Source organism: Pantoea sp. BRR-3P, assembly GCF_039621635.1.
GTDB lineage: Bacteria > Pseudomonadota > Gammaproteobacteria > Enterobacterales > Enterobacteriaceae > Pantoea > Pantoea floridensis.
Genome location: NZ_CP155066.1, coordinates 3,809,961 through 3,823,433, shown reverse-complemented (window position 1 = coordinate 3,823,433; position 13,473 = coordinate 3,809,961). Strand labels below are relative to the sequence as shown.

The following is a 13,473-nucleotide window of genomic DNA, read 5'->3' as shown; positions in this document are numbered from 1 at the left end:
CGGAGTGTGAGTGTGATGTTAATTATTTGCAAACGAGAGTTTGATTATTTGGTACGGCGATCACAGCGCGTGCAAGACGGCATCCGCAACACGGCTGTGCTACACTGCGGCCACTTTCGCGACATCGGAGACAAGTCCATGGATTCACTGAAAACCCTGTATCACGCGCACATCGATACGCTGCAGAAGCGGGCGCAACAGGTGCTGGCTCGCTTTAAGCTTGATGCCATGCTGATTCATTCCGGCGAGCTGCTGACCGTTTTTCTCGACGATCATGACTATCCGTTTAAGGTGAATCCCCAGTTTAAAGCATGGGTGCCGGTGACGCAGGTGCCAAACTGCTGGTTATGGATTGATGGCGTGAATAAACCGAAACTGTGGTTTTATTCACCGGTGGATTACTGGCACAACGTTGAGCCACTGCCGAATAGCTTTTGGACCAACGATGTTGACGTAATCGGCTTGAAGAACGCTGATGACATTGCGCAGCTGTTGCCTGCTCAGCGCGATAACGTGGCGTATATCGGTCCGGTACCGTCTCGCGCTGCGCAGCTCGGCATTAATAGCGAGCAGGTGAATCCTAAAGGTGTGATCGACTTCCTGCATTACCATCGCAGCATCAAAACAGATTACGAACTGGCGTGTATGCGAGAAGCGCAGAAGCTGGCGGTGGCGGGCCATCGCGCAGCCAAAGAGGCATTCGAATCGGGTATGAGCGAGTTCGATATCAACATCGCCTATCTGACGGCTACCGGTCATCGCGATACCGATGTGCCTTACGGCAATATCGTCGCGCTCAATGAACATGCTGCTGTGCTGCATTACACCAAACTGGATCACCAGCCGCCCGCGAAACGCCATAGCTTTCTGATTGACGCCGGTGCGGAATATCTCGGTTATGCCGCCGATCTGACGCGCAGCTATGCGGCGCAGAGTAAATCGCGTTATGCCGATATGATCGCCGCGATGAACAAGGAAGAGCTGGCGCTGATCGCCACGTTGAAAGCAGGTGTGCGCTATACCGATTATCATCTACAAATGCATCAGCGCATTGCGCGTCTGCTGCTGAAGTTTGAGCTGGTGAAAGGCCTGACCGAAGAGACGCTGGTGGCAGAAGATTTAACCGGTCCGTTTATGCCGCACGGTCTGGGACATCCGCTGGGCCTGCAGGTGCATGACGTGGCGGGCTTTATGCAGGACGACAGCGGCACGCATCTCGCTGCACCCTCACACTATCCTTACCTGCGCTGCACGCGCGTGCTGGAACCTGGCATGGTGCTGACTATTGAACCCGGCTTCTATATTATCGATTCGCTGCTGGCGAAGCTGCGCGGCGGCAAGTTCAGCCAGTACTTTGACTGGGCAGCAATCGATGCATTGAAACCGTACGGCGGTATTCGTATCGAGGATAACGTGGTGGTTCACGCCAATCGTATTGAAAATATGACGCGCGATCTGCACCTTGCCTGATGGATGCTTATGATATTCCCGCTGAGGCCGTGAGTCTCAGCGAGGAAACCATTAAGAAAAGTCGCTTCATCACTTTGCTGGCGCATACTGCGGGCGTGGAAGCGGCGCGCGCGTTTGTTCAGCAGGTGAAGCAGGAACATCCCACCGCGCGGCATCACTGCTGGGCGTGGGTGGCCGGTGCGCCAGATGATTCGCAACAGTTGGGGTTCTCCGATGACGGTGAGCCGTCTGGCACCGCGGGGAAACCGATGCTGGCACAGCTGATGGGCAGCGGTGTGGGCGAGATTACCGCGGTGGTGGTGCGCTATTACGGCGGCATTATGCTTGGTACCGGTGGCCTGGTAAAAGCCTATGGCGGCGGGGTGCAGCAAGGGCTGAAGCAGCTAGTACGCCAGCGTAAAGTGCCGATGGAGTCCTTTACCCTGCACTGTGATTATGCCCAACTCAGCGACATTGAGCGCTTGCTGCAGCGTTTTGACGGCATCATTGAAGAGAGCCATTATCAGGATCGTATTGCGCTACGTTTGGCACTGCCGCATGGGCAGATTGATGGCTTTCGCCAAAACCTCTCTGATTACAGCCGGGGCGCGCTGACGCTCATCCCGCTGACAAACTAAAAGCATCTGTTTAAAGGAAACGGCTGAATGCATTTTCGTGCCATTACCCGCATTGTGGGCCTGCTGGTGATTCTGTTCTCGGTGACCATGATCTTACCGGGCCTCGTTGCTTTAATTTATCGTGACGGTGCAGGGCGCGCGTTCAGCCAAACCTTTATGATGGCGATTGTGATTGGTTCGCTGCTGTGGTGGCCGAATCGCAAACAAAAAACTGAACTCAAGCCGCGTGAAGGCTTCCTCATCGTGGTGCTGTTCTGGACCGTGCTGGGTAGCGTGGGTGCCATGCCCTTTATCTTCGCCGAACAACCGCATCTTTCGATTACCGATGCATTCTTTGAATCCTTCTCTGGACTCACGACCACCGGTGCCACCACGCTGGTGGGCCTCGATACGCTGCCAAAAGCAATTCTGTTTTATCGTCAGATGCTGCAGTGGCTCGGCGGGATGGGAATCATCGTGCTGGCGGTGGCGATTTTGCCGATTCTGGGCGTGGGGGGCATGCAGCTTTACCGGGCCGAGATGCCGGGTCCACTAAAAGATAACAAGATGCGCCCGCGTATTGCGGAAACGGCCAAAACCCTTTGGTTAATCTATGTGTTGCTCACCGTGGCGTGCGCGGTGGCGCTGTGGCTGGCAGGCATGCCGCTGTTTGATGCCATCGGCCATAGTTTCTCAACTATCGCCATTGGTGGTTTCTCCACGCATGATGCCAGCATCGGCTACTTTAATAGCCCAACCATTAACACTATTGTCGCGGTGTTTTTGCTGATCTCGGGCTGTAATTACGGCCTGCATTTCTCGCTATTAAGTGGCCGTAATCTCAAAGTTTACTGGCGCGATCCCGAATTCCGTATGTTTATTGGCGTTCAGCTGACGTTGGTGCTGATCTGTACGGTGGTGCTGTGGTTCCACAATGTCTATTCCAGCGGTTGGCAAACGCTTAATCAGGCGTTTTTCCAGGTGGTATCAATGGCGACGACCGCTGGCTTTACAACTGACAGCATCGCACGCTGGCCGCTGTTCCTGCCTGTGCTGCTACTGTGCTCGGCGTTTATCGGCGGCATGGCGGGGTCTACCGGCGGTGGTTTGAAGGTGATTCGTATACTGTTGCTGTTTAAGCAGGGGTCGCGTGAGCTGAAACGGCTGGTGCACCCGAATGCGGTTTACACCATTAAGCTGGGTAATCGTGCGCTGCCAGAACGTATCCTCGAAGCCGTTTGGGGATTCTTCTCGGCATATGCTCTGGTGTTCCTGGTGAGCATGCTGGCTATTATCGCGACTGGCGTGGATGATTTCTCTGCGTTTGCTGCGGTGGCTGCAACCTTGAATAATCTTGGGCCGGGGTTGGGTGTTGTGGCTGATAACTTCACTTCGATGAATGATGTTGCGAAGTGGATTTTGATTTTGACCATGCTGTTTGGACGCCTCGAAGTGTTCACGTTGCTGGTGCTGTTTACGCCGACTTTCTGGCGTGAATGAAAAAATAGGATTGAGTAATGAAAGCGTTGATTCTTTATTCCAGCCGAGATGGGCAAACCCGTGAGATTGCCGCGCGTATTGCACAGACGTTAGCGCCGCAGCAGCTGTGCGACGTCATCGATTTACTGCAGGCGCAGAGGGTTGATTGGACGCAGTACGATCGCGTGCTGATTGGTGCATCGATTCGCTATGGCCATTTTAATCCTGCACTGATGAAATTTGTCACACAACATCAGTCGCAGTTGCAGCAGCGCGTGAATGGTTTCTTTAGCGTCAACCTGACAGCGCGAAAAGCAGATAAGTGCACGCCAGAAACCAATGCCTATACGCGCAAGTTCCTGGAAAAGTCGCCGTGGCAACCAGAATGCTGTGCGGTATTTGCTGGCGCGCTACGTTATCCGCGTTACCGCTGGTTTGATCGTATTATGATCCAATTGATTATGCGCATGACCGGCGGCGAAACTGATACGTCAAAAGAAGTGGAATATACCGATTGGAACAAAGTGACGCTTTTTGCCCAGGATTTTGCGCACTTACCAGGCAAATCGTTGTGAAATAGAGCGTTGTGGCGAAATTTAGGCCGGAAGATCATTTTTTTGCAATAAACCCTTGTCAGCTCCGAATAACTCCCTATAATGCGCCACCACTGAGACGGCAAAGCGGCAACGCAGGCGGCTCAGCAGGGAGTGAAGAAATTCATCCCGCCGGAGGAAAGCGCTGAAAAAAGTGTTTGACTCTGAAGAGGGAAAGCGTAATATACGCCACCTCGCGACAGGCGGTTAACCCGCTGCTCGCAACGCTCTTTAACAATTTATCAGACAATCTGTGTGGGCACTCGCAGGATTGATATCAGCGTCTCCGGACGTAAAAAAATATCAAAGCCTCACGAGTGAACACATAATGAAATTCATTATGACGTTTTACAGATGAGCATCGCTGCACTTGTTGCAGCAAATCAAACTTAAATTGAAGAGTTTGATCATGGCTCAGATTGAACGCTGGCGGCAGGCCTAACACATGCAAGTCGAACGGTAGCACAGAGAGCTTGCTCTCGGGTGACGAGTGGCGGACGGGTGAGTAATGTCTGGGAAACTGCCCGATGGAGGGGGATAACTACTGGAAACGGTAGCTAATACCGCATAACGTCGCAAGACCAAAGTGGGGGACCTTCGGGCCTCACACCATCGGATGTGCCCAGATGGGATTAGCTAGTAGGTGGGGTAATGGCTCACCTAGGCGACGATCCCTAGCTGGTCTGAGAGGATGACCAGCCACACTGGAACTGAGACACGGTCCAGACTCCTACGGGAGGCAGCAGTGGGGAATATTGCACAATGGGCGCAAGCCTGATGCAGCCATGCCGCGTGTATGAAGAAGGCCTTCGGGTTGTAAAGTACTTTCAGCGGGGAGGAAGGCGGTGAGGTTAATAACCTCACCGATTGACGTTACCCGCAGAAGAAGCACCGGCTAACTCCGTGCCAGCAGCCGCGGTAATACGGAGGGTGCAAGCGTTAATCGGAATTACTGGGCGTAAAGCGCACGCAGGCGGTCTGTCAAGTCGGATGTGAAATCCCCGGGCTTAACCTGGGAACTGCATTCGAAACTGGCAGGCTAGAGTCTTGTAGAGGGGGGTAGAATTCCAGGTGTAGCGGTGAAATGCGTAGAGATCTGGAGGAATACCGGTGGCGAAGGCGGCCCCCTGGACAAAGACTGACGCTCAGGTGCGAAAGCGTGGGGAGCAAACAGGATTAGATACCCTGGTAGTCCACGCCGTAAACGATGTCGACTTGGAGGTTGTTCCCTTGAGGAGTGGCTTCCGGAGCTAACGCGTTAAGTCGACCGCCTGGGGAGTACGGCCGCAAGGTTAAAACTCAAATGAATTGACGGGGGCCCGCACAAGCGGTGGAGCATGTGGTTTAATTCGATGCAACGCGAAGAACCTTACCTACTCTTGACATCCACGGAACTTGGCAGAGATGCCTTGGTGCCTTCGGGAACCGTGAGACAGGTGCTGCATGGCTGTCGTCAGCTCGTGTTGTGAAATGTTGGGTTAAGTCCCGCAACGAGCGCAACCCTTATCCTTTGTTGCCAGCGGGTAATGCCGGGAACTCAAAGGAGACTGCCAGTGATAAACTGGAGGAAGGTGGGGATGACGTCAAGTCATCATGGCCCTTACGAGTAGGGCTACACACGTGCTACAATGGCGCATACAAAGAGAAGCGACCTCGCGAGAGCAAGCGGACCTCATAAAGTGCGTCGTAGTCCGGATCGGAGTCTGCAACTCGACTCCGTGAAGTCGGAATCGCTAGTAATCGTAGATCAGAATGCTACGGTGAATACGTTCCCGGGCCTTGTACACACCGCCCGTCACACCATGGGAGTGGCTTGCAAAAGAAGTAGGTAGCTTAACCTTCGGGAGGGCGCTTACCACTTTGTGATTCATGACTGGGGTGAAGTCGTAACAAGGTAACCGTAGGGGAACCTGCGGTTGGATCACCTCCTTACCTGAAGATACCTTCCCGCGAAGTGCTCACACAGATTGTCTGATAGAAAAGTAATGAGCAAGACGGCTGCGAAGTCGTGACACTACCGTGTCCCCTTCGTCTAGCGGTTAGGACTCCGCCCTTTCACGGCGGCAACAGGGGTTCGAATCCCCTAGGGGACGCCACTTGCTTGGTGACAGGTGAAAGGTGTCTCCACGACGTATCTCAAAACTGACGTAACCGTCATGTTTGAGATACTGCTCTTTAACAATCCGGAACAAGCTGAAAATTGAAACGACGTGTTGGTTCATTTCTCCGTAATAAGAAATGAATAACAACATGTTCGAGTCTCTCAAATGCTTGCAGTCCCAAGCGTTGCAAAACGCCTGTGGGTTGTGAGGTTAAGCGACTAAGCGTACACGGTGGATGCCCTGGCAGTCAGAGGCGATGAAGGACGTGCTAATCTGCGTAAAGCGTCGGTAAGGTGATATGAACCGCTACAGCCGACGATGTCCGAATGGGGAAACCCGGTGCACTCAGTGCATCATCGCAACATGAATACATAGTGTTGCGAGGCGAACCCGGGGAACTGAAACATCTAAGTACCCGGAGGAAAAGAAATCAACCGAGATTCCCCCAGTAGCGGCGAGCGAACGGGGAGCAGCCCAGAACCTGAATCAGTTTGTGCATTAGTGGAAGCGTCTGGAAAGTCGCACGACACCGGGTGATAGTCCCGTACACGAAAGTGCACATTCTGTGAGTTCGAAGAGTAGGGCGGGACACGTGGTATCCTGTCTGAATATGGGGGGACCATCCTCCAAGGCTAAATACTCCTGACTGACCGATAGTGAACCAGTACCGTGAGGGAAAGGCGAAAAGAACCCCGGCGAGGGGAGTGAAACAGAACCTGAAACCGTGTACGTACAAGCAGTGGGAGCCTCTTTATGGGGTGACTGCGTACCTTTTGTATAATGGGTCAGCGACTTATATTCTGTAGCAAGGTTAACCGTATAGGGGAGCCGCAGGGAAACCGAGTCTTAACTGGGCGTTAAGTTGCAGGGTATAGACCCGAAACCCGGTGATCTAGCCATGGGCAGGTTGAAGGTTGGGTAACACTAACTGGAGGACCGAACCGACTAATGTTGAAAAATTAGCGGATGACTTGTGGCTGGGGGTGAAAGGCCAATCAAACCGGGAGATAGCTGGTTCTCCCCGAAAGCTATTTAGGTAGCGCCTCGTGAACTCATCCTCGGGGGTAGAGCACTGTTTCGGCTAGGGGGCCATCCCGGCTTACCAACCCGATGCAAACTGCGAATACCGAGGAATGTTATCACGGGAGACACACGGCGGGTGCTAACGTCCGTCGTGAAGAGGGAAACAACCCAGACCGCCAGCTAAGGTCCCAAAGTCATGGTTAAGTGGGAAACGATGTGGGAAGGCACAGACAGCCAGGATGTTGGCTTAGAAGCAGCCATCATTTAAAGAAAGCGTAATAGCTCACTGGTCGAGTCGGCCTGCGCGGAAGATGTAACGGGGCTAAACCATGCACCGAAGCTGCGGCAGCGACACTATGTGTTGTTGGGTAGGGGAGCGTTCTGTAAGCCGTTGAAGGTGGCCTGTGAGGGTTGCTGGAGGTATCAGAAGTGCGAATGCTGACATAAGTAACGATAAAGCGGGTGAAAAGCCCGCTCGCCGGAAGACCAAGGGTTCCTGTTCAACGTTAATCGGAGCAGGGTGAGTCGACCCCTAAGGCGAGGCTGAAAAGCGTAGTCGATGGGAAGCAGGTTAATATTCCTGCACTTGGTGTTACTGCGAAGGGGGGACGGAGAAGGCTAGGTTATCCGGGCGACGGTTGTCCCGGTTTAAGCGTGTAGGCTGACACCTTTGGTAAATCCGGGGTGTCTTAAGGCTGAGGCGTGACGACGAGCCACCACGGTGGTGAAGTAACTGATGCCCTGCTTCCAGGAAAAGCCTCTAAGCTCCAGGTAACACGAAATCGTACCCCAAACCGACACAGGTGGTCAGGTAGAGAATACCAAGGCGCTTGAGAGAACTCGGGTGAAGGAACTAGGCAAAATGGTGCCGTAACTTCGGGAGAAGGCACGCTGGCGCGTAGGTGAAGGGACTTGCTCCCGGAGCTGAAGCCAGTCGAAGATACCAGCTGGCTGCAACTGTTTATTAAAAACACAGCACTGTGCAAACACGAAAGTGGACGTATACGGTGTGACGCCTGCCCGGTGCCGGAAGGTTAATTGATGGGGTTATCCGTAAGGAGAAGCTCTTGATCGAAGCCCCGGTAAACGGCGGCCGTAACTATAACGGTCCTAAGGTAGCGAAATTCCTTGTCGGGTAAGTTCCGACCTGCACGAATGGCGTAATGATGGCCAGGCTGTCTCCACCCGAGACTCAGTGAAATTGAAATCGCTGTGAAGATGCAGTGTACCCGCGGCAAGACGGAAAGACCCCGTGAACCTTTACTATAGCTTGACACTGAACATTGAGCCTTGATGTGTAGGATAGGTGGGAGGCTTTGAAGCGTGGACGCCAGTCTGCGTGGAGCCAACCTTGAAATACCACCCTTTAATGTTTGATGTTCTAACGTAGGCCCGTTACCCGGGCTGCGGACAGTGTCTGGTGGGTAGTTTGACTGGGGCGGTCTCCTCCCAAAGAGTAACGGAGGAGCACGAAGGTTGGCTAATCCTGGTCGGACATCAGGAGGTTAGTGCAATGGCATAAGCCAGCTTGACTGCGAGAGTGACGGCTCGAGCAGGTGCGAAAGCAGGTCATAGTGATCCGGTGGTTCTGAATGGAAGGGCCATCGCTCAACGGATAAAAGGTACTCCGGGGATAACAGGCTGATACCGCCCAAGAGTTCATATCGACGGCGGTGTTTGGCACCTCGATGTCGGCTCATCACATCCTGGGGCTGAAGTAGGTCCCAAGGGTACGGCTGTTCGCCGTTTAAAGTGGTACGCGAGCTGGGTTTAGAACGTCGTGAGACAGTTCGGTCCCTATCTGCCGTGGGCGCTGGAGAATTGAGGGGGGTTGCTCCTAGTACGAGAGGACCGGAGTGAACGCACCACTGGTGTTCGGGTTGTCATGCCAATGGCACTGCCCGGTAGCTAAGTGCGGAAAAGATAAGTGCTGAAAGCATCTAAGCACGAAACTTGCCCCGAGATGAGTTCTCCCTGACTCCTTGAGAGTCCTGAAGGGACGTTGAAGACTACGACGTTGATAGGCCGGGTGTGTAAGCGCAGCGATGCGTTGAGCTAACCGGTACTAATGACCCGTGAGGCTTAACCTTACAACGCCAGAGGCGTTTTGGTGAGAGAGACCAGAGATTTTCAGCTTGTTTTACCGGATAAAGAATTCAGTTTTGTCCTGCGGAGTTAAGTCCGAAGGATTTTGCGCTGAAGCAAGGCGGCAAACGAGACGCTACGAGGGAGCATACGAGGGTATGTGACGGAGTAGCGCGAGAGCGGCCAACGCAGCAGCAGTGTAAAAGACACAGGACAGAGCGAAAAGAATTTGCCTGGCGGCTTTAGCGCGGTGGTCCCACCTGACCCCATGCCGAACTCAGAAGTGAAACGCCGTAGCGCCGATGGTAGTGTGGGGCCTCCCCATGCGAGAGTAGGGAACTGCCAGGCATTAAATAAGTGAAGAAGCCCTGAACGGAAGTTCGGGGCTTTTTTACGTCTGTAGATGTTACTTTCCCAACGGAAACTAAGAAAACATCAACCTCGGAACATATCGATCAGGTAAACTACGGCCAGATAAACTAGTTAAGGCCGTGAAATGTCCAGCCCCTATACATCCCTACAAGCTTTCAACACCCTAGATCTTGCAATCAGCGCACAAACGCTGATCGTCGCCGATAATTCTGATGCCATAAGCTTAGCCTGGAAAAATAGCCAGCATTCCAACTTGCCCTTTATTGTATTGGGTGAAGGAAGCAACGTACTCTTTCTAGAGGATTTTAGCGGTACTGTTGTGATTAACGCTATCAAAGGTATTGCTATTGAAGAGCAGGATGAAGCATGGCATTTGCATGTCGGCGCCGGTGAAAATTGGCATAGTTTAGTTGAGCAGACGTTAAAGAAAGGGATTACCGGTTTAGAAAACCTGGCGCTGATCCCTGGTATGGCGGGGTCAGCACCCATTCAAAATATTGGCGCTTATGGCGTCGAATTTAAGGATATCTGCCACTATGTAGAAGCCTTGCATTTACCGACGCAGAAAATTATCCGTTTGTACCGCGAAGAGTGCCAGTTTGGTTACCGTGACAGCATTTTCAAGCATGAGATGAAGAGTGACTATGTCATTGTTGCAGTTGGATTACGACTGTTAAAACAGTGGCAGCCAGTTCTGAGCTATGGCGATCTAGTAAAGCTGAATCCAGCAACCGCCTGTGCCTGGGATGTATTTAATGCTGTTTGCCATATGCGACAAAGCAAACTGCCTGACCCACATATCACAGGCAATGTCGGTAGTTTCTTCAAGAACCCCCTTATTTCGGACGAGCAGGCGGCGGCATTAATTAAAGAGTGGCCAACTATCCCATATTATCCACAAGCCAGTGGTGACGTAAAATTAGCCGCTGGCTGGCTAATCGATCAATGTGGCCTTAAAGGGTATCGGGTCGGCGGTGCGGCAGTTCATCGTCAGCAGGCATTAGTGCTGATTAATGAAAATCACGCCACGCCGCAAGATATTGTAAGCTTGGCGCATCAGGTCCGAAATAGAGTCGGTGAAAAATTCGATGTTTGGCTGGAGCCAGAGGTGCGCTTTATCGGTGCTCGAGGCGAACGTAACGCCGTTGAGGTAATCTCATGAAAGATAATAGCGTGCCGTTAAAGTTAGTGGCACTTTTGGCTGATGGTGAATTTCACTCTGGTGAACAACTCGGTGAAGCGCTTGGGATGAGCCGGGCTGCTATTAATAAGCATATTCAAACCCTGAAAAGCTGGGGTTTAGATGTGTATACGGTGACGGGAAAAGGTTATAGCCTGCCAGCAGCTATGCAGTTATTAGATGAAGAAGTCATTTTGTCACATTTGCATCAACCCGATCTGGCAGTTATTCCTGTTATTGATTCTACCAACCAATATTTGCTGGAACGCATGAACCAGCTCCCTTCAGGCTATGCATGCATTGCCGAATATCAACAAGCAGGACGAGGACGCCGCGGCCGGAAATGGTTCTCTCCATTTGGTACCAACCTCTATATGTCAATGTATTGGCGCCTTGAGCAGGGGCCAGCAGCGGCAATGGGGTTGAGTTTAGTTATTGGTATTGTCATGGCTGAAGTCATTCAGTCGTTAGGTGCGCCTGATATACGCGTTAAATGGCCAAATGATCTTTATCTTAATGATCGTAAACTCGCGGGTATTTTGGTTGAGTTAACGGGTAAAACCGGTGATGCTGCGCAGATCGTTATAGGTGCCGGTATTAATTTGCTAATGCGCTCAGAAGGGGCAGCGGAAATTAATCAGGGCTGGATCAATTTGCAGGAAGCGGGAATCGAGATTGATCGCAATGAACTGGCCGCGAAATTACTCAACAGCCTGCGCGAAGCGCTACCAATTTTTGAGCGTGATGGTTTAGCACCTTTTGTTACGCGCTGGGAAGCCCTTGATAACTTTATTAATCGTTCTGTGAAGCTACTGATTGGCGAGCGTGAGGTACATGGTATTGCACGTGGAATCGATAACCAGGGGGGCTTATTACTAGAGCAGGGTGGTGAAATTAAATCGTGGGTGGGAGGAGAGATTTCTCTTAGGCCTGGTAATTAATTTCACCAGTTAAGGCTAAAACGCCCATTACTTTTTGGGCGTTTTAGCAAAAATCTCTATTTTCTTAACCGAAGACTTTGTACTGCGTGATCTGCTGATTTAGTCATAATAAGACTAGCGCGTTCACGAGTCGGGAGGATATTTTCCTTAAGATTAAGCCAGTTAATCTCTTTCCAGAGCCCGCGTGCAATATTGAGCGCATCCTCTTCTGGCAATTGAGAATAGTGATGGAAATAAGAGTCAGGATCGCTAAACGCTCCCTCACGGAATTTCAAAAATCGGTTTACATACCAACTTTCGAGTAACGACTCAGGTGCGTCAACATAAATAGAAAAATCCACGAAATCTGAGACAAATACATGGTGAGGATCGTGAGGATAATCCATGCCGCTTTGTAAAACATTCAATCCTTCAAGAATAAGGATATCGGGCTGTTGTACGACTTTGTCTCCGTCCGGGATAACATCATAAATAAGATGTGAATAAACCGGTGCTGTCACCTGGCTTGCGCCGGATTTTAAGTCGGAAACGAAATTAACCAGACGATGCATATCATAGGATTGCGGAAATCCTTTTTTCTTCATCAAACCGCGCTCTTTAAGCACGGCATTAGGATGCAAGAAACCATCGGTAGTGATTAGCTCAACCTTGCGGTGTTCTGGCCAGCGGCTAAGTAATGCTTGCAGCACACGAGCCGTGGTGCTTTTACCAACGGCAACACTGCCAGCAATACTGATGATATAGGGAATTTTTTGACCATTGGTACCAAGAAACTGCTCAAGCACCGCCTGGCGTCTTAAATTTGAGCTGATATAGAAATTAAGCAGGCGTGAGAGTGGAAGATAGATCTCGGCTACTTCTTCTAATGAAAGATCTTCGTTTATGCCACGTAAACGTTCAATTTCACCTTCGGCCAGCGTCATTGGCACCGAGTCGCGTAGCGCTGCCCATTGCTGACGATTGAACTGTAAATAGGGCGTAGTTAGAGGCGTCGTTTTTTTACTCATAAGCATGCGTTTGAGTGCAAATTTTGATTTATCTACATCTTGTAGCATCGAGCATACAACGATGTATCAAACTCAATTGCACGTCACAGGGGTAATTAACGAGAACAATGGGCAGGAGGGTAACACCAGTGTGAGTTTAAAAAGAAGTAAAATGACAAACATAAGCACGCTTTCGCAACCGCGTCCGCATTTTCTTGTCGCTCAGTAGCTTGCCACTACATTTTCTGCTGAGGTGTTGTGCAAACGCTATGAGTAACTTACTGGGACATTGTAAACCATTAGCGCAAAACGAATTGGTTGCTCTCTGTCGCATAATAGAGCCGTACAACCACAGCGATAACCTCAACATATAGCAAGCGGGATGGACAGCTGTACGCCTCACGCTCCAGCCTTTGTATTAATCCTGACCTTATACGATATGTCTGGCAGTGAAATCCCTCAGTTCCTGTTCCTCTCATTTTATTGGTTGATGAAGATAAATAAAAAAATGGTCTACTGACAAAAGATTTTTTGCGGCTTTTTTATAAAAAAATCACCATTTGTACGATATCGGGCAGGGAGGAACCCAGAAGTCTGCATAAGAAAAGAAGAGGCTAAGCAAAAAGCGATTCATTAATGCGATGCA

7 protein-coding genes, 1 tRNA gene and 3 rRNA genes are annotated in these 13,473 nt (G+C 51.1%); 10 read left to right on the top strand and 1 reads right to left on the bottom strand.

Going from position 1 to position 13,473, the window contains the following annotated elements; translation table 11 throughout:
- Positions 1 to 138: 138 nt before the first annotated feature.
- From pepQ to birA, 10 genes are all read left to right on the top strand, one after another.
- Positions 139 to 1,470 carry a Xaa-Pro dipeptidase gene (gene pepQ / locus AAGR08_RS17670; RefSeq protein WP_097095316.1) on the top strand — a complete coding sequence of 444 codons (1,332 nt, stop codon included), beginning with the start codon at positions 139 to 141 and terminating at the stop codon, positions 1,468 to 1,470.
- Positions 1,470 to 2,087, top strand: a complete 618-nt coding sequence (locus tag AAGR08_RS17665) for an IMPACT family protein (RefSeq protein ID WP_097095315.1) — start codon at positions 1,470 to 1,472, stop codon at positions 2,085 to 2,087. The genes pepQ and AAGR08_RS17665 overlap by 1 nt, the downstream gene beginning before the upstream one ends.
- Before the next feature lie 27 nt (positions 2,088 to 2,114).
- Positions 2,115 to 3,566 (top strand): Trk system potassium transporter TrkH, encoded by a 1,452-nt coding sequence (gene trkH, locus AAGR08_RS17660; RefSeq protein ID WP_097095314.1) that lies wholly within the window; start codon positions 2,115 to 2,117, stop codon positions 3,564 to 3,566.
- A gap of 17 nt (positions 3,567 to 3,583) precedes the next feature.
- A complete protein-coding gene (gene hemG / locus AAGR08_RS17655) occupies positions 3,584 to 4,120 on the top strand; it encodes a menaquinone-dependent protoporphyrinogen IX dehydrogenase (RefSeq protein WP_345827464.1) in 537 nt (178 codons plus the stop codon).
- A gap of 409 nt (positions 4,121 to 4,529) precedes the next feature.
- Positions 4,530 to 6,070, top strand: a 16S ribosomal RNA gene (locus AAGR08_RS17650).
- Positions 6,071 to 6,159: 89 nt separating this feature from the next.
- Positions 6,160 to 6,234: transfer RNA gene (locus tag AAGR08_RS17645), tRNA-Glu, on the top strand.
- Between the two features lie 214 nt (positions 6,235 to 6,448).
- A 23S ribosomal RNA gene (locus tag AAGR08_RS17640) occupies positions 6,449 to 9,353 on the top strand.
- A 227-nt stretch (positions 9,354 to 9,580) separates the two neighbouring features.
- Positions 9,581 to 9,696 (top strand): 5S ribosomal RNA (rrf, locus tag AAGR08_RS17635).
- Together the 16S, 23S and 5S rRNA genes with 1 tRNA gene alongside form the textbook arrangement of a ribosomal RNA operon.
- 148 nt (positions 9,697 to 9,844) lie before the next feature.
- Complete coding sequence (gene murB, locus AAGR08_RS17630) at positions 9,845 to 10,882, top strand: UDP-N-acetylmuramate dehydrogenase (RefSeq protein ID WP_097095312.1); 1,038 nt, start codon at positions 9,845 to 9,847, stop codon at positions 10,880 to 10,882.
- Positions 10,879 to 11,841 (top strand): bifunctional biotin--[acetyl-CoA-carboxylase] ligase/biotin operon repressor BirA, encoded by a 963-nt coding sequence (gene birA / locus AAGR08_RS17625; protein ID WP_097095311.1) that lies wholly within the window; start codon positions 10,879 to 10,881, stop codon positions 11,839 to 11,841. The genes murB and birA overlap by 4 nt, the downstream gene beginning before the upstream one ends.
- A 56-nt stretch (positions 11,842 to 11,897) precedes the next feature.
- Here the strand turns inward: birA and coaA are convergent, their stop codons facing one another.
- Entirely contained in the window at positions 11,898 to 12,848 is a 951-nt protein-coding gene (gene coaA / locus AAGR08_RS17620) for a type I pantothenate kinase (protein ID WP_097097607.1), read from the bottom strand.
- Between the last annotated feature and the right edge of the window lie 625 nt (positions 12,849 to 13,473).

Bases quoted from the DNA above. Each gene is read 5' to 3' on its own strand.
- pepQ (WP_097095316.1), top strand. From the start codon at position 139: ATGGATTCACTGAAAACCCTGTATCACGCGCACATCGATACGCTGCAG.
- trkH (WP_097095314.1), top strand. From the start codon at position 2,115: ATGCATTTTCGTGCCATTACCCGCATTGTGGGCCTGCTGGTGATTCTG.
- AAGR08_RS17665 (WP_097095315.1), top strand. From the start codon at position 1,470: ATGGATGCTTATGATATTCCCGCTGAGGCCGTGAGTCTCAGCGAGGAA.
- hemG (WP_345827464.1), top strand. From the start codon at position 3,584: ATGAAAGCGTTGATTCTTTATTCCAGCCGAGATGGGCAAACCCGTGAG.
- birA (WP_097095311.1), top strand. From the start codon at position 10,879: ATGAAAGATAATAGCGTGCCGTTAAAGTTAGTGGCACTTTTGGCTGAT.
- coaA (WP_097097607.1), bottom strand. From the start codon at position 12,848: ATGAGTAAAAAAACGACGCCTCTAACTACGCCCTATTTACAGTTCAAT.
- murB (WP_097095312.1), top strand. From the start codon at position 9,845: ATGTCCAGCCCCTATACATCCCTACAAGCTTTCAACACCCTAGATCTT.